Source organism: Candidatus Nomurabacteria bacterium (assembly GCA_020631905.1).
In the GTDB taxonomy this organism is placed as follows: Bacteria; Patescibacteriota; Saccharimonadia; order Saccharimonadales; family VXPC01; genus JACKGQ01.
This window is the reverse complement of the sequence record JACKGQ010000001.1, coordinates 348,745-372,725: the sequence shown is the minus strand read 5'-3', so window position 1 is coordinate 372,725 and position 23,981 is coordinate 348,745. Positions and strand designations below refer to the sequence as shown.

Sequence of the window (23,981 nt, the reverse complement as noted above, 5' to 3'; positions counted from 1 at the left end):
AAGATTTTTTTTCGAACTACAATGAATGTATGAATTATTACGATGTGCTGGTTGCGTCAAAGACGAAGCATAACCAATTATTCACCTATAAAAGTAGCCTCAAACTAACTGAAGGTCAAATTGTTAAGGTTCCTTTTAGAAATCAATTTCTTAAAGGTGTCGTTGTAAATAATTCAACTGCGTATTCGGCCGCAAAAGAATGTATTCCGGAGAGCAACCTAGTCATACCTAGGCCATTACTGACGTCTACCCTAACGCTTGCTCGGAATTCAGGAATAGACCTATCTGGAGTCGCTCAATTGCTCTTGAGCCATATCGAAACAAAGCCAGTAAAAATCGAAATGCCGGGTAGACAGACAAAGCCTGTGTCGTTACCCGAACTAACACACGAGCAGCAGCAAGCTATCAAACTCATCCGCGATAATGATAGTAAGCCGGTTTTGCTGCATGGAGTAACAGGGTCTGGAAAAACACGTGTCTACCTAGAACTAGTTCGCGAGCAACTAGCAAGCGGTCGCTCTTGCCTACTATTGTCGCCGGAAGTCGGCCTGGGATCACAGCTTGCAACAGAGGTAGCTAAAGCATTTCCGTTGAACACAATTTTTACTCACTCTAGCTTAACACCAAAACAAAGACAGCAAGTTTGGGGCAACTGTCTGGCTTCTGATAAACCCCTAGTCATTGTAGGGCCACGCTCAAGTATTTTCCTACCTATCCGTAATCTTGGGTTAATTGTGATGGATGAGTTTCATGATGACTCATACAAACAAGATAACGATCCCCGGTACCACGCACTCCACGCCGTAAGCTTGTTAGCGAAAGCCAGTAGAGCCACACTCGTATGTGGATCTGCCAGTCCAAATGTCGGAGATTACTATTACTTTAAGCTTGCAAGCTACCCGATTGTTAGTATGAGTAAAAAGGCTTTACCGGCACAGGCAGCACGGGTAGATATAGTCGATATGCGCAAGGAACCAGAAAGACTTATGTCCAAAAAATGCCTTCGAGCTATTGAGAGTGCGCTCGAACAAGGAAATCAGGCCTTGGTATTCTTTAACCGCCGCGGCTCTAGTCGTTTAGTGGCGTGTGAATTATGCGACTTCGAGGAGCGCTGTGCAAATTGTTCTACAGCATTGGTGCTACATCGGGATAAGAATCTGTTGATCTGTCATACCTGCGGCTACAAACGACAGCCTAGATCGGTATGCCCTGAATGCCAAAACCCACTGCGCTATACTGTGCCGGGGATCAAGCAGCTAGAGGCAGACATTCAGTCTGCCTTGCCTGGTGCCAAAGTTGTACGTTTTGATAGCGATACCAACAAACGCGATGCTCTCTACAGCCAGCTGTCTAAGCTCAGAAATAAGCCAAATACAGTCTTAGTTGGCACTCAGATTCTAAGTAAGGGTCTGGACCTTCCCCTGCTCCAGACTGTCGTGGTAATTAAATCTGAATCGGTACTAGCAATACCAGATTACCGAGCCGACGAAAAGATGTTCCAGCAAATTTTACAGCTAATTGGCAGGGTTGGACGTGGTCATATCGAACATACTGCCGTCTATCTACAAACTCACAATCCCAGTAATCCCACAATTCAACTAGCGGCTAGAGAGGATTGGAATGGTTTCTACCAAAACGAAATTGAAAATCGGCGAAATGCAAAACTACCACCTTTCAGATACATGGCGAATATTCGAATCCGCCGAAAAACTGAGTCAGGGGTTGAGACTGCTGCCCTAGCCGTTGCCAAAAAGATAGGTAATATCCCTGGTATTGAGATTATCGGTCCGGCTCCCGCCTTAATTGAAAAACATTCAAAATACTATGAGTGGACACTCCAGACTCTAAGCCGAAAACGCAGTAAACTGCTAGAAGTTAAGCAAGTGCTTGGAAGCCAGGAGTATTTTGACCTGGATCCCACACAGTTATTTTAAGTACCCCTGTTAATCTGTTATAATTTAGCTATGTCTGTTCAGCCAAAATCCAAAATAATTACTTTGCCAAATTCGTCTTTGAGACAAGCCTCTAGAAAAGTCGGTTTAATAAACGAGCAAATTATCGAACTAATCCAGACTATGACAGATCAAGCCAATGCCTGGGATATCTCCAGAGAACACGAAGTAACTGTGGGGCTCGCTGCGGTACAGATAGACGAGTTATGGAAAGTTGTGATTATCCGAGAAGATTTCGATGATCACAATAATCAAAACTATATTGCACTTATTAACCCAGAGATCGTTAAATACGAAGGCGAAATCGTTGAAAACTTTGAGGGCTGTTTGAGTGTAAAGGACTACTATGCAAAAGTCCCTAGGTATTCGAAGGTTCGCGTAAAAGCAACTACGGTTGAAGGCCAGGAAGTTAGGTTTAATGCAGATGGATTTCTAGCCCGGGTAGTTCAGCATGAGGTAGACCACACAAAAGGAATTACGATAGTTGATCGTGTCGAGGATTTAAAAAATGGATTTCGAATTATTAATGATAAAGGTGAAATGGAGCCAGTTGTACTTGAACAAGTAAAGCAGTCTGGGATTCTTCAAGATGAATAGCGTTGTATTTTTCGGCAATGAGCAGCTGAGCTCGACTCGCCAACCATCTTCTGTGCATGCGTTTCAAAGTCTTATTGATAGCGGTTATCCGATAGAAGCACTTGTCATCAAAGCTCGACCCCAAAAAAGCCGACAGCCAAACGAACCGGCAATCGTAAACATAGCCAACAAGAATAATGTACCGATAATTAGACTGAGTGATAAGACGCAGCTTCTGGAGATATGCAACACATTTACATCAGAAGTGGCTATTTTAGCGGCGTTTGGGATGATCATTGATCAGGCCGTTATAAACCATTTTAAACATGGGATTATCAACATTCACCCTTCTTTGTTGCCAAAATATCGCGGTACAACTCCAATCGAAACTGCCATACTTAATGGAGATAAAGAAACTGGCGTAAGTATCATGAAGCTCACAAGCGGCATGGACTCTGGGCCGATATTCGCCCAAGCGATCCAGATACTTACCGGTAAAGAGTCGAAGGCCCAGCTAACCGACTCTCTAGATAGCTTGGGAGCGACACTCCTAATAAATGTTTTGCCTGGTATTTTTGATGGTTCAATTAAAGCCACCCCGCAAAGCGAATCACGTGCCAGCTACACAAAAATGCTAACCAAAGAGGACTCTCGGCTTGATTTTTCAAAATCCGCAGAACAACTTGAACGCGAAATCAGGGCATTAGCCGAATGGCCAGGCAGCAAAACAACCATCAACGGGACAGAAGTAACTATTACGAGTGCGTACGGTGTACCATCTAATGACCAGTCAAAAAAAGCTGGTGAATACTGGATTGTCGAAGAAGCAAACCTACTTGCTATCGAAACTGGAAGTGGTTATTTATGTGTCCAAACTCTTAAGCCTGTTGGAAGGTCAGAGATGACGGCAGTTGAATTTATTAACGGATATCTACATTAAAGCCTAAGCAGCCATTGGTGGCTGTGGTTGATCTTGTGCTGGTTGAGGTTGTGGCTGTTGCGGAGGCATTTGAGCCATATTATCCACTGGCGCTTGAGGCTGTGTAATAGGAGCCTGAGCTTGCGTAGCTTGGGCTGCCGCCTGTTGATTAGCGGCCAGAATTTGTGGAGCACTGGCCTTGATTTCATTCTTTAGTTTTTCCAGCTCTTCGGCGACAACTTGTTTGTACTGAGGCAAATTGGTATCTAGCCACTGCTTGGCTCCAGCCTCATCGTTCTTGTCGATAAAAGCTTCGAATTCATCTAGTTGGGCATCTGTCATCTGCTCGGCAAGACGCATACCTACGCGCAACTCTAAAGTTTCGTAAATATGACGAAGCATAGCAGCCTTATCTTGGTCGGGTAGACTGCCAAGGCCGATATCGTTTAGGAAGTTATTGTCTAGTTTGAACATAGTATTTCCCCTTATGATTTGTATTCTAGCATAGTTATAGCTTGCGGTCTTTAAGTTCTTCGGTGTAAAGTTCGAGGCGATCGCCCTCTTCTAGCTGGAGTCGGTTTTCGGTAACTAGATCAATGCCACACAGCTCGCCCTCTTGGACCTCACTAGCATCTTGCGGACCACGCTTTAGGCCTGTTACTTCGACTTTCGCAATCTCTTGCTTGTCGCGTATCACACGAGCTTTTGCCGGCGACCTAAGGGTGCCTTTTAGAACTTCTCCTCCCGCAATGACTTCTGTTTTTGTAGTCTTAAAGATACCCTTAACTTTGAGCGTGCCTAGTTCGGTTGTTACTAGTTCCGGAGATAGCATATTTTCGAGTTCGGCTCGGATGTCGTCTAGAAGCTCATAAATTATCTTAAATAATCTGACGGACACGTTATTTTCAGTAGCTAAGCGCTTTGTGGCTGGTGGCAAAGTTAAATTAAATCCATAAATAATTGCACCCGACGCAGCAGCAGTACGGACATCGTTCTCGTTGATATTACCTACACCCGAACCCACAATTCTGGTCGAAATCTCGTCGTTATCGATTGATTTGATGCTGTCGATCACAGACGCCAAGGAGCCCTGGACATCTGCTTTTATTAATACCTTGAGCTCATCAACTGTAGTCCGACGACTAATAATCCGTAGCATCTCTGTGCTGGTCATGTTGCTTGAGTGTGCATCTGACTTAACGTTTGCCATAGATTGTGCTTTTGCTTCTTTTTCATTAGCAACTACATGGAAAGAATCACCAAATTCTGGCAAAGACTTAAACCCACTAATTTGGACTGGAGTCGATGGCCCGGCCGACTTGATTTCTTGACCTCGTGAATCGTTCAAAACCTTAACTTTTGCATACACAGATCCAGCCACCAGAAAATCTCCCTGATTGAGTACACCTTGTTGGATCATGGCAGTAGCTACGGGGCCTAGACCCTTTTCCATATGAGCTTCGATTACCAAGCCCTCGGCTGGTCCATGGCTATCGGCTTCTAAGCCTTCCAGGTCTGCAACTAGTAAGACCATGTCTAGAAGCTTATCGACTCCTTCGCCAGTTTTAGCCGAAACCGGTACAACAATCGTCTGTCCTCCCCAGTCTTCTGGTAGCAAATTTTGCTCAGCTAACTGTTGCTTAAGCCTATCAATGTTGGCACCTTCTTTGTCGATTTTATTGGCAGCAAAGACCATTTTTACACCAGCTTTGGTTGCAAACCTAATCGCTTCGAGTGTCTGAGGCTTAAGACCATCATCGGCGGCAACTACTATTATTGCCAAGTCTGTAAGTACTGCCCCGTGTTCACGAATGGCCGCAAATGCCTCGTGACCAGGTGTATCAAGAAATGTAATTTTGCGGTCTTTACGCTCTACTTGATAGGCAGAGATATGTTGAGTGATGCCACCAGCTTCTCCGGCCACGACATTACTGGAACGAATCTTATCGAGCAGGCTAGTTTTGCCATGATCAACATGCCCCATAACTGCCACGACGGGTGGACGTGGTTCGAGTTTTGGATTCTGCCTCTGGCTTTGAGTAGGCTTTGATATTTCGGAAGCAGGAATCTGACGAGGAGCTAGCTCTACTTCTAGGCCAAGCTCATCAACTAAGATCGACGCAGTATCGATATCAATTTTCTCGTTGATAGTTACCATTATGCCGTTTTTAAACAGCTCGGTAATCAATTTGGTTGCTGGTAAATCCAGTTCGGTAGCGAGGCTGCCAACTGTCACCATGTTATCGATTTCGATCTTCCTGGCCATGTCAGCCTCCTTTCGTGTGGATTTATTTACTTCATGCTGAGAGCAATCTTGCGACCGTCTTTGTCAACTTCTAGAATAGTGAACTTTTTGGTTTCACCTAGCTTAAATACTTCTTCTGGGTTTGCTTGATCGTTGGCGCCACCAATCTCGGAAATATGCACCAGAGCTTCAACAGATGGACTAATCTGTACAAAAGCTCCAAATGGAGTGATCCGAGTTACCGAACCTTCGACTACATCGCCCTTCTTCAAACTCTCGACTTCTTTAACCCAAGGATCGGCTGTCATCTGCTTTAGGCTTAGGCTTAGGCGTTCTTTATCGATAGCGATGATTTTTGCCTCTATCTGATCGCCAACCTTAACGTGTTTGCGCGGGTCGTCGATTCTTTCCCAGGAAATTTCTGATATATGGATTAAACCTTCGATTCCATCGACATTAACGAATGCACCAAAGTCAATTACACCTGTTACGACACCTTTAACCGTATCGCCAACGCTCAGTTTTTCGAATCGTTGAGAAATTGCATCTTTAAGCGCTTCTTTTTCAGAGAAAATTAGCTTGTTGTCTTTACGACTAACATCTAAAACCCGAACCTTGAGTGGCTTATTAATCAGGCCGTGAAGTTTCTGTAAGATTTCATCTTTATCTGTTCCAGATACCCTTGGGTAGTTGTCGGCAGACAGCTGAGATACTGGCAAGAAACCACGTATGCCTTCGAGTTCGACCAACAGGCCACCACGATTCGCATCAAAAGCAGTAACTTCAATGGTTTGACCGTCGTCATGAATCTTCTGTAGTTCATCCCAGCCCTTGTCTTTCGAGGCTCGACGTAGTGAAAGTAAGGCATGGCCTTCTTCGGTTTCTGGCTCAACTACGCTGGCTGAAACGCTTGCTCCTTCCTCTAGTTTGACACCATGGCCTAGTTCTCGGCGTGATACTACCCCGATCCCATGATTTCCTAGATCGACCCATACTTCGTGCTTCTTAACATTCAGTACAGTGCCTTCAACTACATCGCCTGTGTTTAGGCGACCGAAATCTGCACTCGTTAGCAGATCATCCATAGTTAATGATTTTGACATTATTAATTTAACTCCTTAATACGTATTTCTGAGTTCGACTAATTAATTAGTTGATATTTCAGATTAGAGACATTCTATCATCAGGGGTGGTAATCTGTAAACCCCTAGTCGAGCTTAAAATCCTAGCCCACGCACCTGAAAATGTATATACTAGGCACGAATGAGAATCTGTATCGACATCGGGGGCACAAAAACACTCATCGCCTGGCTAGATGAAGCTGGCGAGATTGTTACGAGTATCAAGTTTGAAACACCTAAAGAATATGCAGATCTAGTCTTGGCAGTAGCAAAAGCCCTAGAAGGCAAACCTAAAAGCGACGGAACAATTGTAATTGGTGCTCCAGGAAAAATAGATAGACACCATGGTAAGGTAATAGGCTTTGGAAACTTACCTTGGAAAAATGTACCCCTACAAGCAGATCTGGAAGCAAAATTAGGTAGTCCAGTACGAATCGAAAACGATGCAAATTTGGCAGGACTAGGAGAATACTATGCTCTCAACGAACACCCGCACCAGTGCCTTTATTTAACTGTTAGCACTGGGATTGGTGGAGGTGTAGTAACAGATGGGCGCCTAGACCCAGAACACCTCGACAGTGAACCTGGCGAGATGCTGATAGAACACAATGGCCAACTAGTAATGTTCGAGAAACTGGCCTCTGGTAGTGCAATCGTGCGCGACTACGGTAAACGAGCCTCTGATTTGAACGATCCCGCCTCCTGGCACGAAATCTGCGCAATTCTAGCCCACGGTATTATTAATATTCTAAGTATGTTTAAGCCCAACTACATAATTATCGGTGGCGGAGTTGGTACGCATTTTTCTAAGTATAAAGATATCCTTGGCGAAGAGCTCAAAAAGATCAAACCACCACTTGTCGATATACCGAGAATAGTTCAAGCATCACGACCTGAGGAAGCAGTTATCTTGGGCGCCTGGCAACTGGCAAAACAGCTCGACGGCGAAGCGTAGATATCGTGGAGTTACTAGAAAATTTAAAAACAGACTACCCAGACATTAAATTCGTCGATGGTAGCAAATTTGTTTGGTCGCCAGCCAAAAACGAGCTCATTTATTGCTCCGAGCAACTTGCGCAGACAACCGGTACGTACAGCTTGCTCCACGAGCTTGGCCACGCACTAAGCGATCACCAAAACTTTCACACCGACACCGAACTAATCGAGATTGAGCGTGAAGCCTGGGAACGGGCTATCGTGATCGCCAAGCACTACGGCATAGAGATACCTAACGACCACATCGAAGACTGCCTAGATACATACCGTGATTGGCTACTATCGCGAGCCACCTGCCCAGACTGTCGCTTAGTTGGTATTCAATCATCTAGAAGCCTAAATTACCACTGTATTAACTGCTCAAACAAATGGTCGGTACCAGACGAACAGACATGCGCAACTCGTCGAAGATTACTAAAGACTAACTAAAACACAAAAACCAGTTCATTTTACTGAACTGGTTTTTGTAAATCGTGCCTTATTTAGCGCTCTTGGTTCGGCGGCTAACAGTGCCACCTCGTGCGCCAACAAGTTTTGCTCGCTCGCGGCCAGTCAAGCCATCTTTACCAACGACACTACTAGCAAAACCACCAGTTTTGCTCTTGCGGCCACCTTTTGCACCAATACGGGCATAAAAGTCGGCACCATGACGTTGACGATTAGTTTTGGCGGCTAGTTTGCCACCTTTAGCGTTTCCTGCCATCACATCTCTCCTAATTATTAATAAAAAGAAGGGGCCCGATTACGGAACCCCTCCTTATGTGTAGCTATTGTATCACGCTATTGCTTATGTGTCAATATGCTTTTGTTTAGATAGTTAATATTCGCCCCTGGCATGAATATCGACTAAACCTCCCATATATTCGGCCCAGTAAACTTGTGTGTCGTTCGATAGTATCACTTCTCTGCCCTTAAAAGATTCGAGACTACCTGTGGCCTGGTTTCTGTATTCAAGACTGCCGTCCCTGTAACTCGCCGGACCGCGACTAAAGCCATTGACCGGAGCTTGTTGTAAACTCTTTCTAAGAAAGTTATAGATAGGATGTACATCCAACGACTTGTCGGTAATCTGGCCGTAATATACAAACAGCCAGACTGGTTGGTTCTTGAAGTAAACTACTTGTCGGCCACCATAAGGCTCACCACCAAAGAAGTTGTCGTGCATTTTCCAGTTACCGTCAGCAAAGCTAATCGAACTCGAACCATCCGGTTCGCGGACTATCTTGGCCGTGCCGTCGGCATGTGGCTTATCAGCTTTATTAAGAAATACTCTAAGTTCTTCTAGGTTTAACTCTACCTTCATGAATTCCCCACTTTTTGCCAAAATACCAACTTATAACCATCTGGGTCTTTGAGGATAAACTCGCGATTTCCCCAAGGCCAGTTTTGGGGCTCGGTAGACGGTTTAAGGCCAATCTTTAACTGCCGAGTGTATTCGGCATCGACATCTTCGACCTGCAGATAAACATACATACCCCGACCTTTTTCGGGGTTAAGACTGTCTTTGGCGAATTCGTCTTCGTCGCGCATAGTAATCAGCACAACTTCAAAACCACCCAATCTAAGCCTAGTGTATTGATCGTCACCCTCGACCCGCTCAAATCCGAGCTTTTTGTAAAACTTTTCACTCAAGGTGTTATCTTGGCACCAAAACAATAAATTTGTAACTTTCATATACCTAGTTTCGAACTATACTGATTTGTTTTCAAAGTAAATCTTACAACAGTATACGCTTATCAACGGATTGAGAATGCTTAAGCTGTATACTAAGGACTATGGATTATCTAACAGGTTACAGTTTGCTCTTATTCGTATTCCTGTCACCTATTCTGGTTTTTATATTAGTTAGACATACGTATAAAAGGTTTACTGCCATAGGTTCAAAAAAGAAAAATCGCTATTGTGGAGCACCAGTAAATCAGAGGCACTTTAGCGAGAGGCTTGAACTAATGAGTGAAATCAGTGGAACTCTAACTGGTGGCGGAAGACACTGTCCTAAGCCGTCATCAGAATATATTTACATCAAGAATCACCCTTTTCAGAACTTTTTTTACAAGTTACTGTTATTTGGGATATATATCGGCCAGTGCGTTGGGCTAGCTTATGCCTCTGTGCTTATCAGTAAACCATTAATATTTCTATTGTTGCCTGGGATGTTGTTTATTTTCCCTATTTCATCCGTAACAACCATGGGTATTCATTTCCAAAATTAACTAATCGACTCTATTTAAATCTAGACCGTGCTAAGAAACTAAGAGAGAAAAACCGACTTAAACGCCTAGAACGCATCAGGAAGCTTAAGTACAAACCTTAAAAGAATTAGGATTATATAATCCTAATAAATGTAAGACTGTCTAGAGCCGTCTTTTGTAAAAAACTTTTCACTCAAGGTGTTATCTTGGCACCAAAACAATAAATTCGTATCTTTCATACGCCTAGTTTCAACTTTAAGAACAAGGATTAAATAGTACCCCACAACAATTAAAAAGCGACTTGATTAATCAAGTCGCCAGGGCTGGTGAGTCCTATTTCAGCTCACCACACCCGTACATCTTCCAAATCAGTTCCGGTTGTACAGCATGACCACCTCTTCGTGCACTTCGTTCGACCATAGCGAAGCGCCATCGAGCCATTCGAGCTTACCGCTGACCGGGTGAATTCTTGTAACCGGCCGATCACACCGACTGCAATAACCAGCCAGAATACCATCGGCAAGCGTGGCGCGAATCACCGCCGCATGGCATGACGACGTCAGCTCCAGATCGATCCAGCCCTCACGGCCGAACGGATCCCAGTGAACTTCGAGCCCATCGTAGTAGTAGTAGCCCCTCGGCAGGTTCATGGCGTCACCCACGATTGTCCACGGGTCGTTCATACTCTCTCGCTTGGGACGCACGACTCCACGCACCTTGACATTCAGAGGCCACCCTGGCCCAACCTTGAGCCTGAATATCACGATACGCTCACCGTGCGCATTCTCGGGGTGTGGGTCGAACATCGCCAGCATTAAGTGCCAGGGCGATGGACCATCGGAAATTTCAACGCGAGCCACTTGGCTCACCTCCTTGATGTACATGCCCGTATTAGGATTACGAGCCCTCCCTTACTCTGCTATGAGCGACCCTCGAACTTTCGAAGGAATTATAAACATATTGTATAACTTTTTACTTAACTTTACAATTATGTAAACGTGTTAATATTCTTTTATGAATGATGAGTCTATGAAATGGCAACCGATGCCAGTTGATAAATCTATTACTGAACCCTTGGAGCCGCTAGTTAAGGGGTGGGTCGATCAAGTTCGAGCAGAGCTGCCTGGAATACCGGATACCGTAACTTGGGAGTGGGACAATAATCAGCTGATGGAAGATTATGGTTGTGGTGGCGCCACTGTTACACCTAGCCTGCTGCACTTGAGTTTTGCCCCCGAATTTGCAGATAAAGCACTACAAATGCAAGCACTAGAGGCTACAATTAAGCACGAGATGTTTCACATAGCCCAGGGCTGGGCAATGTTTGAAAGCAAATATACCAACGCTACCGATATGGTTAGCCAGGCAATCATGGAAGGCGCTGCTTGCGTATACGAGCGTGAGACCACTGGTAGACCGGTTGATTACGCCATGCCACTAGTTGGCGAGAACCCGGATGCCATGTTTGCTATGCTTCAAACTCTGCCCAAAGAGTTAAGTTGGGACGATTGGCGCAAGTATAAGTTCTACGACCCCGAATCAGGCCGCAAATGGATAGTTTATAAAGCTGGAGTGTGGTTTATTGACCAAGTCCTAGCCAAAAACCCTAACCTAAAAATCCAAGACCTCGCCCACATGACCCCACAAGAAATCCTAGCTCTTACCTAATACTGGTGCCGCCCTTATTCGACAGTTTTCTAGCTTCGACTTCATGTGGCCCATAGGTATAACCAAGCCTGTCACCCAGCACGACACCCGCAAAAGCACCCTTTGCTCCAGCCACCTTATAGCCAAGAACTGCTCCGGCTGCTATTGCACCTACTCTTAATGCCCATCCTTGTTCAATCTTGTGATTATTCGGATCTAGATCTTGCGCAACGTGAATCAGCTCGTGCTGAACCGTAGTATCGCGTTGATCAGGTGTGATGGGTTTACCTCTGAGTTTTGTCCCTAAGGAAATAACAGGCCCTTCAGGTTTATACTTGCGAAACCTTATTTTTGCCAGACCCGCAGGCCATGCAGAGCCCCTTGTTGTGAGCCTATTCCTGTCATCAACTATCACCGTAGTGCCGGCAATGGCATCACTAGCTACACCAAGACCCTGTAGTCTTTGCGCTATATCTAGAGCGCATGGAGCGTTCTCGTTGGTGACACCGCCCTCCAATATTATGTCGGGGAGTGTGCTTGAAATTGATTCTGTTTTCATCTTTTTTTATTTTACTTTTACAGCTATCATTATAACACTTTATGGATTACTTATCAAATTTTTTGCCTAAAAGGAACTAACAGATCAAAAACAGGTATCTTGGCTTGATTTATAGTTTGCGTACTTGTTTATGTATACTTCTATTCATGAAAGAAGTTATAGGAATTGTTGCGGTTGTTTTAACTTTTGTTGGCTATGTGCCGTACTATCGAGACTTGTTTAGAGGTAAAACCCACCCGCACCTCTACAGCTGGTTCTTATGGGCACTGTTAACCATTCTGATTGCTGCTTTGCAGTTTAAGGGCGGTGCTGGGCCTGGCACTTACATTACAGTGGCAGCCGGGGTGCTGTCTGTAGGGGTGACTTATTTTGGCTTTAAGCAAGGCACCAAATATATAACTAAGTTCGACACAGCTGTGTTTATATTGGCGCTAGGGGCCATTGCCTTTTGGCTGTTAGCAGATTTGCCCGAGTGGTCGATTATTTTGGCTGTTATTGCCGATGTGCTGGCAATTGCCCCAACTGTACGTAAAACCTGGCATAAACCGTATACCGAGACCCTGTCGCTTTACGTAACCAACACCTTTAGGTTTGGTTTTGCCCTGCTGGCAATCGAAAACTACAGCCTGCTAGCTACCCTGTGGCCAGCCGTGTGGGCAGTACTAAACGGCGGTTTTGCCCTAATGATAATCACCCGCCGCCAAAAACTAAACCCACCACCCAAGTTTAAATTACTCCCTTAATCTTACAGCCTATCCAATATTTGTTTGGCTTTAGCGTAAGAGCTAGCATAGAGATAGATCCCTCTTCCAAGTGTGTATAAGCCAAATAGCATCGCGCCCCAAAAAACATAGTAACTTGACTCACCGTCAGCGGAACTCTCTGCTCGGCTACCGGCCCATGCGTAAGAAACAGAAGTTATTATTGTGGCCACGATAAACCAAGCAAGCCCTTTTAGAATTTCAACTTTTCCATGATGTTTGACTTGATTCACAACATACTTTTGTATGTAAATTTTCTTATCCTCAATAAACCTTGAGAGAACACTAGCTTCATAATAATTCCTTCCCCTAAGACTAATAGCATCACTCAAGAACTTCTCTGCGTTTTTAATGTCATCCTTTAGAAAGAGTGCGTAGGCTTGTATCTCGTATAGTTTGTAAGCGTGTTCCCCTAAATCTTCGTCGGTGTAGCTATCACTAAAGCTATTAATTCTATCTTGCAGCACACCCACCTCGCTACGATCTACAATCTCATCATCTAGCAACCCTTTTAGTTGCCCATCTAGTACCCTTAGGTCTTTTACGTATGGTTTACGCATATTGATTGATTATAGCATTATAGATCTTGGCGATTCACTTCGCTAAAATCTATACATATTCCAGGGGAGAACAGCCAGAGTACCGGATTTATTCCGGTGCCCTGCGCGTTAGGAGGGGATACTCCCCTCCTAAAAGCAAAGAGCCTCCCATTAAGGAGGCTCTGAAGCATAATTCGGCACCTTGCTATTTTCCCACAGCTTAAGCTGCAGTATTGTAACCGTAGATCGGCTTAACTTCTGTGTTCGGGATGGGAACAGGTGTTTCCCGATCGCTATGGGCACCGAAAGATGTCGCGACGAAGTTTAGGCAATAAACCTCAGTAAAACGAGGTGCCAGCTGCTCGGCGACATTTTTCGACGTCCAATTAAGGCGGTCGAATCGTTGACTCACATAGAGTCATATTTATTATTGTGTGGGTGTTATAAAACACCAAGAACAAACCATTTGACACATCTCTTCCCTAGGGAAGAATTTATATACTCGCACGCTGGTTAAACCAGTTAATGGAGTTGAAATAAACTCTCAAAAAGAGTCTATATACTCCACAATTTAGCGAATATATAAATCACAAAAAGTCAGTGGCGCTATTAGTATGCTTCGGCTGAATACATTACTGTACTTACACCTTGCACCTATCAACCTGATCGTCTTTCAGGGCGCTCATAGAGAAACGCAATCTTGAGGCCGGCTTCGCGCTTAATATGCTTTCAGCGCTTATCCGATCCGCACATAGCTACTGGGCAATGCAATTGGTATCACAACCCATACACCAGAGGTGCGTTCATCAGGGTCCTCTCGTACTACTGACGAATTCTCTCACGTTTCTTGTGTGTCCACACCGGATATAATCCGAACTGTCTCACGACGTTCTAAACCCAGCTCACGTACCACTTTAATCGGCGAACAGCCGAACCCTTGGGACCTGCTCCAGCCCCAGGATGTGATGAGCCGACATCGAGGTGCCAAACCGCGCCGTCTATGTGAACTATTGGGCGCGATAAGCCTGTTATCCCCGGGGTAACTTTTATCCGTTTGCGCTGTCGATTCCACATTCATGTACAAATGTACTTACAGCGGATCATTTACTCCGACTTTCGTCCCTGATTGGCTTGTAGGCCTCACAGTCAAGCTGACTTATGCGTATACACTATCACTTCGATTTCCATCCGAAGCTAGTCAACCTTTGAACGCCTCCGCTACTCTTTAGGAGGCAACCGCCCCAGTTAAACTACCCACCAGGCACTGTCCCTGACCCTGAAATTATAGAAAATCAGAATCTTGAAAGTGTCTTAAGTTAGGGTAGCCCAACAAATAGGCAAAATTGGTAATTAAACCAAAAGTTACTAACAAATACTTAAAAAGTATTTTTGCTATAACCACCACTCTCGATGTCATCGATGTGATTAGGACATGGATGTTATAGCTGTTTCACAATACTGCCTAATTGTTTAGGCTACCTTGGTCTTAAAACTTGGCTTTCAAAGTATTTTCTACACTTTGAGGGCCAGGTCAAGAACAAAGCGTACACAAGGGTGGTATTTCACTGATGACTCCACAAACGCTAGCGCATCTGCTTCAAAGTCTCCCACCTATGCTACACATGTATACGCTCGGCTCAATGCCAAGCTGTAGTAAAGCTCCACGGGGTCTTTTCGTCCTGGTGCGGACAGACGGCATCTTTACCGCCAATGCACTTTCACCGAGTCCTTTGCTGAGACAGTGCCCACATCATTACGCCATTCGTGCAGGTCGGAACTTACCCGACAAGGAATTTCGCTACCTTAGGACCGTTATAGTTACGGCCGCCGTTCACTGGGGCTTCAGTTCAAACCGTAAAGTTCTCCCCTTAACCTTCCAGCACCGGGCAGGCGTCAGCCCCTATACTTCCACTTTCGTGTTTGCAGAGACCTATGTTTTTAGTAAACAGTTGCATGGGCTCTTTAGCTGCGGCCCCACGGGGCACGCTAAACTCAAGTAATATTTGCATACGCAAATAGCAACTATCCATAAAACCTGTTGGTTCATAGAATATGTTATTTCTGTCTCAAGCTATCTATTACTAGATAGTTGATTTCTCGATTGTAGTCTTCTTACGAAGACATTCACAAATTGTTACTGCTATTTACTCTAACGAGTACCTCGCATCTGGTTGCTAACCCTAGATTGCATATGAATGTGCGAAAAGATATTTCTGCTTTTGAAACATAACTGTAGTTATATTGAAAAAGAAAAATATTTTTGCAGCCTTTCAGATGTGATCTAGGCTAGTGAACAGATGTGAGGTACTCGTTGTGCAATACTTGCGCTTAGCGCACCCCACAGGGCAGACCTTATCCCGAAGTTACGGTCGCTGTATTGCCGAGTTCCTTAGCAAAGGTTCTCTCGTACGCCTTGGTCTACTCGACCTGAGCACCTGTGTCGGTTTGCGGTACGGATAGAAGTGGTTATAAGTGAATATGCTTTTCTAGTCAGCTTGGCTCACGGGACTCCCGTCCTAAAAGGACAGTTGCATTCGTGTTTCACCCCGAAGGACTACGCACTTAGACAGATATACCATTAATCTGCTCTCGCTACCATGCCGCGCACTTACTCACAACACCACTACTAGTTCAGGAATATTAACCTGATGTCCATCGTCTACGCTACTCGCCTCGACTTAGGACCGACTAACCCTGGGACGATTATCGTTGCCCAGGAAACCTCGCTCTTTCGGCGGATATGATTCTCACATATCTTAAAGTTACTCATTCCAGCATTCTCACTTCCTAACGCTCCAGCATGCCTCACGACACACCTTCAACGCAGATAGGAACGCTCCTCTACCACTAATATTAAAATATTAATCCTTGTCTTCGGTAAAACACTTAAGCCCCGTTAAATTTTCCGCGCAAGATCTCTTGACGAGTGAGCTGTTACGCACTCTTTAAATGAATGGCTGCTTCTAAGCCAACATCCTCGCTGTTTATGAAATCTCACCTCGTTTCCCACTGAGTGTTTATTTAGGGACCTTAGACGAAGGTCTGGGCTGTTTCCCTTTTGAGCATCGACCTTAGCACCGATGTTCTGACTGCCGTGATTACACATATAGTATTCGTAGTTTATCAAGGGTGGGTACCGATGAAGGCCCCAGTCCGAAACAGAGCTCTACCCCTATATGCTACTACACGACGCTAGCCCTAAAGCTATTTCGAGGAGAACCAGCTATCTCCGAGTTCGATTGGAATTTCTCCGCTAACCACAAGTCATCCAAGTATATTGCAACATACAATGGTTCGGTCCTCCACGCAGTCTTACCTGCGCTTCAACCTGCTCATGGCTAGGTCACCCGGTTTCGGGTCTACTGCATCCGACTAAACGCCCACTTAAGGCTCGCTTTCACTATGCCTACTCCAAAATGGATTAAGCTTGCCAAGATACAGTAACTCGCTGGATCGTTCTACAAAAAGCACGCCGTCACCCGAAGGCTCCGACTCCTTGTACGCACACAATTTCAGACTCTATTTCACTCCCCTTCCGGGGTTCTTTTCACCTTTCCCTCACGGTACTTGTACGCTATCGATCGCAAAATATATTTAGCCTTGGAACGTGGTCGTCCCAGATTCAAACAGGGTTTCTCGTGCCCCGCCTTACTCGAGATATAAATGATAAAGTTGCAATAACTTTGTATACCAGGCTATCACTGTCTATGGCTCAGCTTTCCAGCTGATTCTACTCGCATTGCAATTTGTAACTTTATACAAGATTAACAGCTCTTGTCTCCATATCTGGTCGCTCTAAATCGAGCACCCAGACATGGGTATTTATATCTCACAACCCCTTTTAAGCATTCGTCTGTCAACTTATTCGCCTGAATTAACAGGCAAAAACTTAAAAAGTTTGGGCTATTCCCGTTTCGCTCGCCACTACTCCGAGAATCGTTGGTTACTTTCTATTCCTCTCCCTACTAAGATGTTTCAGTTCGGGAACTTACCGCCTACTGTACTATCAAAAGTTCATACAGTGGTAACTAGACATGACTCTAGCTGGGTTTCCCCATTCGGAAATCTACGGTTCAAAGCTTGTTTGGCAGCTCCCCGCAGCTTATCGCAGCCTGCTACGTCCTTCTTCGGTATTTTGCGTCAAGGCATTCTTTATGTGCGCTTGTGTAACTTTTTGTGAATGTGCAAATGGTTTGTTTCTGGTGTTTTTATAAATCAAAACAGGTCAGGAACAACCGTTTGTCACACAATAATAAATTGTTAATTTACGACTTTAGCAATAGGTCCTCGCAAAGGATTAACTAGCCAAAGTACAAGCATGTCTTCACCCTACCTCAGTGAATTAATGTCTGTACTCTGTAGACACCAACAAATCCTAACAAAATTACTACTGTTTGTAAAGACTAGACGATGTAATAATAACGACGATTAACTGTCAACTTTTTTTGTGATTCAACGGTGGTGGGGCTGGGAGGACTTGAACCACCGACCTCGTCATTATCAGTGACGCGCTCTAACCAGCTGAGCTACAGCCCCTCGTCTCAGTCAATGACGACTGCCAGATCACTACTTTTGCAAACAAGTGGCAAAAGTACTAGTCTGGCAGGTCATTGCTGTTCCTCTCAAATTCAAACAGGTTTGAATTTGGTTGTATTTTTAAGTCTCTTGGTGGAACCGGTTAACCCGAAGGTTATCCGGCCCCATTCAGTACACAAAATATTTATGTACATCTGGTGGAGCTGCGGGGACTCGAACCCCGGACCCCCTGCTTGCAAAGCAGGTGCTCTAGCCAACTGAGCTACAGCCCCTCGTCTCAGTCAATGACGACTGCCAGATCACTACTTTTGCAAACAAGTGGCAAAAGTACTAGTCTGGCAGGTCATTGTTGTTCCTATCAAATTCAAACAGGTTTGAATTTGGGTAAGCTAAAAACTTACGAAGACCGAAGTATTTTACCTGTTAATCGTTACTTTGGCAAAAAATTAAACAGTCCCACGTACTATACCGGTGCAATTAGCGGCTCCACAATTACAAGGCATGGACCAACTCTTATCACTAAACTGTGCATAATCAACCGTTATCTCTTCACCAGCTTCAATATCGCGAAGAGCATGTCCTTTGCCATCATTGTTAGGGTCGCAACTGTGATTGCCATAATTACTTGGGTCGTTTTCTCTCGGTGCAGTGCTCACAGTATGAGTTCCGTCACCATTAGAAATAGAGTTCCATTCAATACCCTTCGCACGAAGCTCATCCAAATATTTATGGAATTCTTCTGTGCCTAAAGCCCGGATAGTATCATCTGGTAGTGCCGGAGGGAATATAATTTCACTACCCGCCGGGATAAACTCTTTAGCAAAAAGACCTTTGCCCTGTATTGGTGATTCACCTATTTCTATATTTGGTCGCTTCAAGTCCTCATATCCTTCCTTTTTCATAATAATATGCTAACACGAACACAGATGGTTAATTATTATGAGTATCTGTTTGTGCATAAAAATACCCGGAGTGAATCCGGGTATTTTTATTCCTCTTTGGGAGGAGAGCAGACATTTATGCCGACTAGAGGAGGAATCACCTCCCCTCATATTGAACTCTTGGTTGTGTAATGTCGTTTATTATACTGCTCGTTCATGCAGTTGGTTACCTATCCGTTGTAGCGAATGCTACGTTTATGTATTGGTTAACCACTAATACATAAATCGGATCGACCATCCTCGCTTATCTAATGTTCTCTCGCAGAGAAACACTAGAGTGAGATAGCGGGATTGTTATCTTCTCCCTAGAAAGGAGGTAATCCATCCGCACCTTCCGGTACGGATACCTTGTTACGACTTAACCCCAATCATCTCCCCTACCTTAGGCCTAGGCAAGCTAGGACGTCAGGTATTGGCGACTTTCATGGTTTGACGGGCGGTGTGTACAAGACCCGGGAACGTATTCACGGTAATGTGCTGACTTACCGTTACTAGCGATTCCAGCTTCATGCAGGCGAGTTTCAGCCTGCAATCCGAACTGAGACCGGCTTTGATAGGATTTGCTCCCCCTCGCGGGTTGGCTGCCCTTTGTACCGGCCATTGTAGCGTGTTTGTAGCCCCAGATGTAAGGGAGATACTGACCTGACATCATCCCCTCCTTCCTCCCTGTTGCCAGGGCAGTCTGTTTAGAGAAATACAACTAAACATAGGGGTTGCGCTCGTTGCGGGACTTAACCCAACATCTCACGACACGAGCTGACGACGGCCATGCAACACCTGTCACTGCTTGCCCGAAGGCACTCACTGGTTTCCCAGTAATTGGCAGGATGTCAAACCTTGGTAAGGTTCTTCGCTTAGCATCGAATTAAACAACACGCTCCACCGCTTGTGCGGGTCCCCGTCAATTCCTTTATGTTTTAAGCTTGCGCTCGTACTCCACAGGTGGGATGCTTAACGCGTTAGCTTTGCTACTTAAGGGGTCGATACCCCAAACAGCTAGCATCCATAGTTTACGGCGTGGACTACCCGGGTATCTAATCCGGTTCGCTCCCCACGCTTTCGTGCCTGAGCGTCAGTAATAAGCCAGTTACCTGCCTACGCCATCGGTGTTCCTGCTAATATCTACGGATTTCACTCCTACACTAGCAATTCCAGTAACCTCTCTTATACTCTAGTCTATCAGTTCAAAGCACATCTGTATGGTTAAGCCACACGCTTTAATGCTTTGCTTAATAAACCGCCTACGCAACTCTTTACACCCAGTAAATCCGGATAACGCTTGGGACCCACGTATGACCGCGGCTGCTGGCACGTAGTTAGCAGTCCCTTATTCATAAGTTACCGTCATATTCTTCACTTATAAAAGCAGTTTACAACCCGAAGGCCTTCATCCTGCACGCGGCGTTGCTCCATCAGGCTTTCGCCCATTGTGGAAAATTCCCTACTGCTGCCTCCCGTAGGAGTCTGGACCGTGTCTCAGTTCCAGTGTGGCTGATCATCCTCTCAAACCAGCTACCGATCGTCGCCTTGGTAGGCTTTTACTCTACCAACTAGCTAATCGGATATAGGCCATTCCCAAAGCGCATAAAGCTTTAATCCGAAGATCACATGCGGTATTAGACCAGATTTCTCTGGCTTATCCCTCACTTTGGGGTATGTTCCTATACATTACTCACCCGTCCGCCGCTCGTGTACTCCCGAAGGAGCCTTACCGCTCGACTTGCATGTATTAGGCACGCCGCCAGCGTTCATCCTGAGCCAGGATCAAACTCTCAGAAAAAAGTTTTGGTCCGTACTCAAAATATTTACAAATTGTAAAACTTTATTTGGTACAAGACCAAAACAATAAAGTAATTAAACGTTGACATTACACAACCAAGTTTTCAATGTTCGTTTCACTTTCAGACCAAAAGTCGGGCTCGTAACGATTTGGTGGCTCGTTAAGAAGACTTTTTGACCATCCCGTGAACTAAAGTAGACTACGCTAAAGTGTTATTCTTGTCAAGAACGTAGATAATATTACTACGCCTGTGATACGAGTGTTTGGTACAAAAGTGCGACAACCACGCCAACCAGTAGACCGACAATTACTTCAAATGGAGTATGTCCGCGCCCCAAGATATTACCATGCTCAATATCCTTGATGCCTGCTTTTTTGGATAGCTTGATAATTGCAAGCGTGTTAAGGCCTGTTGACCGCCTAACCCCAATTGAATCGTACACAACTACCAGGGTAACAACTAATGCCAAGCCAAATACTGTAGACGAATAGCCTTCGATATACCCTATATGCAGACAGGTTGCCGCCATGACTGCCGAATGCGAACTGGGCCACCCGCCCGATGCAAATAGATCAGCTATATCTAGGCCATCTTTGCGGAGCGAAATACCGAACTTAATCAGCTGGGCAACCCCATAACCAAGTGCTGCCACAATGATTAGGCTTAAAGAATTAGCTAGCATTGGCTTCTCCTGAGTCAGAATCGTCGATGTCGCCTTCTTGCGGTTCCATGACAGTGACAACCGAGGCCACATAGTCACCATCATTTAATCGCATGATTCGCACACCCTGGGTAGCTCGACTAAGCTCAGGAATATCTTTTAGGCCAAGCCGGATTGTTTGCCCCGACTCGGAGATTACTATCAGTTCGTTTGCATCTGGTCGGAGGCTTCGGACAGCTACCAGCTCGCCTGTTTTACTATTGACTACAGCCGAACGAATGCCAACCCCACCTCTTGCGTGTGGTGTAAACTGGGAAATCTTTGTGCGCTTACCGTAACCATTACGACTGATTACAAATATCGAGGCATCTTCGTGAACAATATCCATTCCAATCACATAGTCATCTTTTCTAAGTCTCATACCTCTTACGCCACGTGCACTACGTCCCATACTGCGTACATGGCTTTCATGGAAGCGCATGGCTTGACCCATAGCAGTCGAGATTACCACCTCTTCGTCTCCGCTACTTAAGCGAATCCATTTGAGCTCATCCCCGTCGTCCAAAGTAATCGCAATTAGACCACTCGTACGTACGTTTTCGAACTTGTCATATGCTGTCTTCTTGACAACACCATTCTTGGTGCACATGAATAGATGGCCTTCAGGTTTTCCGCCAGCTTCGATCTTAAACATCGAACTGATTGTCTCCTCTGGTTGAAGCTGCAATAGGTTAACAATTGCGACGCCTTTGGCATTTAGGCTGGCGTTTGGTATTTCGTAAGCTTTAATCCTAAATACACGACCTCGGTTGGTGAAGAATAATATGTAATCGTGAGTGCTGACAAACAACATCTGGTCTACATAGTCTTCTTCGCGAGTGGCAATACCACGACGTCCTTTACCACCCCGACCCTGGCGTTTGTAATCGGAAACTGGGCTTCGTTTAATGTAATTAGATGTTGTAAGCGTTACAACTACCTGTTCATTAGGAATCAGCTCTTCATCGCTAAACTTACCTAGCTCCTGGTTGATAATTTCTGATCGGCGTTCGTCGTTATATTTATCTTTGAGTTCTATTAATTCTTTTCGCACAACCTGAGTTATCTTTTTCTCGTCGGCGAGTAAAGCTTCTAAGTCGGCAATTAATTTTTTTAGCTGAGCTAGTTCATCTTCGATTTTTTGGCGTTCAAGGCCAACCAGACTGCGTAACGGCATAGCCAAGATTGAATTAGCTTGAATCTCGCTTAGCTTAAATTTCTTGATTAAACTATCACGAGCCTCATCAGTCGTTGCGCTTGCTCTAATAATCCTAACTACTTCGTCGATATTATCGAGGGCGATCTTTAGACCTTCGAGGATATGTTCACGAGCTTTGGCCTTCTTGAGCTCAAACTCTGTACGTCTGCGAACAACTGCCTGGCGATGCTTGAGATATTCATGAAGTATATCTGTTAAGCCAAGCACCCTTGGTTGAATACCATCGACAAGGGCCAACATGTTGTAATGAAAAGCAGATTGTAGGGGCGTAAGTTTGTATAGCTGATTTAAAATCTTTTTAGGATAGGCATCTTTCTTTAAATCGACGACTATTCTAACCGCACCTCGCGAGCTTTCGTCACGGATATCGCTAACGCCATTAATCTTTTTGTCATTGACCAGCTCTGCCATCTTTTCGACGAGTGCACTCATGTTTAACATGTATGGAATCTCCGTAATTACAATACGGTGAGCTCCTTGTTTGTTGCGTTCCTCAATCACGGCCCGGCCACGGATAGTTACACTACCCTTACCGCTTGCATAAGCTTCCTGCATGCTGGAACCACCATAAACGATACCTCCAGTCGGAAAATCCGGTCCCTTGATATGTTTGAGCAAGTCGCTCAGCTCGTAATCTGGGTTGTCGATCATCTCGACAACTGCATCGACAACTTCGCCCAAGTGATGTGGCGGAATACTAGTAGCCATACCAACAGCAATACCCGTTTGACCATTAAGCAGTAAGTTTGGTAGGCGTGCTGGTAAGACTTCTGGTTCTTGTTCGGTCCCATCGTAGTTTGCCCTAAACGGAACTGTCTCTTTATCTAAGTCTGCTAACAACTCTTCGGCATGTCGGTTTAGCTTGGCCTCGGTGTACCTATCGGCTGCTGGCGGGTCGCCATCCATTGTTCCGAAGTTTCCTTGCCCAGTGATCAGTAAATAGCGAGTCGACCAATCGACAGCCAAACGCGCCATAGCATCATAGATAGCCATATTGCCGTGTGGGTGGTATTTACCCATGACATCTCCAACAATACGTGCCGATTTCATGGTTTTACCGTTACTGCGAATGCCGTTTTGGTTCATCGAGAATAGAATTCGACGATGTACTGGCTTAAGTCCATCGCGTACGTCTGGCAAAGCCCGTGCGATAATCACGCTCATCGAATAGCGCAAAAAGTTACTTTCCATTACCTCGGTAATATTGCTACGACGGACACCGTTAATGGTGGTTGCCTCGATTACCTCTGGTTCTGGAGTCGTGTTGTCTAGTTGTTGATCATCAATATCTGCCATT

At 45.0% G+C, this 23,981-nt stretch carries 20 protein-coding genes, 2 tRNA genes and 3 rRNA genes; 8 read left to right on the top strand and 17 right to left on the bottom strand.

Going from position 1 to position 23,981, the window contains the following annotated elements:
- The first annotated feature begins 29 nt into the window (after positions 1-29).
- Genes priA through fmt form a run of 3 tightly spaced genes read left to right on the top strand, consistent with a single transcriptional unit; the run spans position 30 to position 3,468 of the window.
- Positions 30-1,934, top strand: coding sequence for a primosomal protein N' (gene priA, locus H6798_02040; GenBank protein ID MCB9821292.1), 1,905 nt, complete (start codon positions 30-32; stop codon positions 1,932-1,934).
- A 30-nt stretch (positions 1,935-1,964) separates the two neighbouring features.
- Complete coding sequence (gene def / locus H6798_02035) at positions 1,965-2,549, top strand: peptide deformylase (GenBank protein MCB9821291.1); 585 nt, start codon at positions 1,965-1,967, stop codon at positions 2,547-2,549.
- A complete protein-coding gene (gene fmt / locus H6798_02030; GenBank protein MCB9821290.1) occupies positions 2,542-3,468 on the top strand; it encodes a methionyl-tRNA formyltransferase in 927 nt (308 codons plus the stop codon). Before def ends, fmt begins: the two co-directional genes overlap by 8 nt.
- Positions 3,469-3,471: 3 nt before the next feature.
- On the opposite strand, the gene H6798_02025 is transcribed toward fmt, so the two are convergent.
- From H6798_02025 to H6798_02015, 3 genes are read right to left on the bottom strand one after another with little or no spacing between them, the layout of a single operon-like run.
- Positions 3,472-3,921, bottom strand: a complete 450-nt coding sequence (locus tag H6798_02025; protein MCB9821289.1) for a hypothetical protein — start codon at positions 3,919-3,921, stop codon at positions 3,472-3,474.
- 34 nt (positions 3,922-3,955) lie between these two features.
- Positions 3,956-5,713: a translation initiation factor IF-2 gene (locus H6798_02020; protein ID MCB9821288.1), complete on the bottom strand. Its 1,758-nt coding sequence runs from the start codon at positions 5,711-5,713 to the stop codon at positions 3,956-3,958.
- A 26-nt stretch (positions 5,714-5,739) separates the two neighbouring features.
- Complete coding sequence (locus tag H6798_02015) at positions 5,740-6,795, bottom strand: S1 RNA-binding domain-containing protein (GenBank protein ID MCB9821287.1); 1,056 nt, start codon at positions 6,793-6,795, stop codon at positions 5,740-5,742.
- A 160-nt stretch (positions 6,796-6,955) separates the two neighbouring features.
- Between H6798_02015 and H6798_02010 the strand changes: the two genes are divergently transcribed.
- Together H6798_02010 and H6798_02005 are read left to right on the top strand one after the other, a co-directional pair.
- Positions 6,956-7,768 (top strand): ROK family protein, encoded by an 813-nt coding sequence (locus tag H6798_02010; GenBank protein MCB9821286.1) that lies wholly within the window; start codon positions 6,956-6,958, stop codon positions 7,766-7,768.
- A gap of 5 nt (positions 7,769-7,773) precedes the next feature.
- The gene (locus tag H6798_02005; protein MCB9821285.1) at positions 7,774-8,238 is read left to right on the top strand and encodes an ImmA/IrrE family metallo-endopeptidase; all 465 of its coding nucleotides are present in this window, start codon (positions 7,774-7,776) and stop codon (positions 8,236-8,238) included.
- 49 nt (positions 8,239-8,287) lie between these two features.
- On the opposite strand, the gene H6798_02000 is transcribed toward H6798_02005, so the two are convergent.
- From H6798_02000 to H6798_01990, 3 genes are all read right to left on the bottom strand, one after another.
- On the bottom strand, positions 8,288-8,512 hold the full coding sequence (locus H6798_02000) for a hypothetical protein (GenBank protein MCB9821284.1): 225 nt from the start codon (positions 8,510-8,512) through the stop codon (positions 8,288-8,290).
- A gap of 114 nt (positions 8,513-8,626) precedes the next feature.
- Positions 8,627-9,112 carry a hypothetical protein gene (locus H6798_01995; protein MCB9821283.1) on the bottom strand — a complete coding sequence of 162 codons (486 nt, stop codon included), beginning with the start codon at positions 9,110-9,112 and terminating at the stop codon, positions 8,627-8,629.
- Positions 9,109-9,483, bottom strand: a complete 375-nt coding sequence (locus tag H6798_01990; GenBank protein MCB9821282.1) for a VOC family protein — start codon at positions 9,481-9,483, stop codon at positions 9,109-9,111. Before H6798_01990 ends, H6798_01995 begins: the two co-directional genes overlap by 4 nt.
- Before the next feature lie 275 nt (positions 9,484-9,758).
- Here H6798_01990 and H6798_01985 point away from each other — a divergent pair, with 275 nt between their 5' ends.
- On the top strand, positions 9,759-10,022 hold the full coding sequence (locus tag H6798_01985) for a hypothetical protein (GenBank protein ID MCB9821281.1): 264 nt from the start codon (positions 9,759-9,761) through the stop codon (positions 10,020-10,022).
- Positions 10,023-10,369: 347 nt separating this feature from the next.
- Here the strand turns inward: H6798_01985 and H6798_01980 are convergent, their stop codons facing one another.
- Positions 10,370-10,861: a hypothetical protein gene (locus H6798_01980; protein MCB9821280.1), complete on the bottom strand. Its 492-nt coding sequence runs from the start codon at positions 10,859-10,861 to the stop codon at positions 10,370-10,372.
- A gap of 154 nt (positions 10,862-11,015) precedes the next feature.
- Here H6798_01980 and H6798_01975 point away from each other — a divergent pair, with 154 nt between their 5' ends.
- Positions 11,016-11,669, top strand: coding sequence for a hypothetical protein (locus H6798_01975; protein MCB9821279.1), 654 nt, complete (start codon positions 11,016-11,018; stop codon positions 11,667-11,669).
- Here H6798_01975 and H6798_01970 read toward each other — a convergent pair.
- Positions 11,662-12,207 (bottom strand): hypothetical protein, encoded by a 546-nt coding sequence (locus H6798_01970; protein ID MCB9821278.1) that lies wholly within the window; start codon positions 12,205-12,207, stop codon positions 11,662-11,664. The two genes, H6798_01975 and H6798_01970, sit on opposite strands and share 8 nt — an antisense overlap.
- A 146-nt stretch (positions 12,208-12,353) precedes the next feature.
- On the opposite strand from H6798_01970, the gene H6798_01965 reads away from it, so the two are divergent.
- Entirely contained in the window at positions 12,354-12,950 is a 597-nt protein-coding gene (locus H6798_01965) for a hypothetical protein (GenBank protein ID MCB9821277.1), read from the top strand.
- A 2-nt stretch (positions 12,951-12,952) separates the two neighbouring features.
- Here H6798_01965 and H6798_01960 read toward each other — a convergent pair whose 3' ends face one another.
- The 9 genes from H6798_01960 to gyrA form a co-directional block, all read right to left on the bottom strand.
- Positions 12,953-13,528: a hypothetical protein gene (locus H6798_01960; GenBank protein ID MCB9821276.1), complete on the bottom strand. Its 576-nt coding sequence runs from the start codon at positions 13,526-13,528 to the stop codon at positions 12,953-12,955.
- Positions 13,529-13,699: 171 nt separating this feature from the next.
- Positions 13,700-13,814: ribosomal RNA gene (gene rrf / locus H6798_01955) — 5S ribosomal RNA — on the bottom strand.
- 282 nt (positions 13,815-14,096) lie between these two features.
- Positions 14,097-17,681, bottom strand: a 23S ribosomal RNA gene (locus H6798_01950).
- A 285-nt stretch (positions 17,682-17,966) separates the two neighbouring features.
- Positions 17,967-18,043 (bottom strand) — tRNA-Ile (locus H6798_01945).
- A gap of 195 nt (positions 18,044-18,238) precedes the next feature.
- Positions 18,239-18,315: transfer RNA gene (locus H6798_01940), tRNA-Ala, on the bottom strand.
- 174 nt (positions 18,316-18,489) lie between these two features.
- The gene (locus H6798_01935) at positions 18,490-18,945 is read right to left on the bottom strand and encodes an SET domain-containing protein-lysine N-methyltransferase (GenBank protein ID MCB9821275.1); all 456 of its coding nucleotides are present in this window, start codon (positions 18,943-18,945) and stop codon (positions 18,490-18,492) included.
- 345 nt (positions 18,946-19,290) lie between these two features.
- Positions 19,291-20,759 (bottom strand): 16S ribosomal RNA (locus tag H6798_01930).
- The 16S, 23S and 5S rRNA genes sit together here with 2 tRNA genes alongside, the layout of an rRNA operon.
- A gap of 247 nt (positions 20,760-21,006) precedes the next feature.
- Positions 21,007-21,447, bottom strand: a complete 441-nt coding sequence (locus tag H6798_01925; protein ID MCB9821274.1) for a divergent PAP2 family protein — start codon at positions 21,445-21,447, stop codon at positions 21,007-21,009.
- Positions 21,437-23,980 (bottom strand): DNA gyrase subunit A, encoded by a 2,544-nt coding sequence (gene gyrA, locus H6798_01920; protein MCB9821273.1) that lies wholly within the window; start codon positions 23,978-23,980, stop codon positions 21,437-21,439. The genes H6798_01925 and gyrA overlap by 11 nt, the downstream gene beginning before the upstream one ends.
- Position 23,981: the final 1 nt, after the last annotated feature.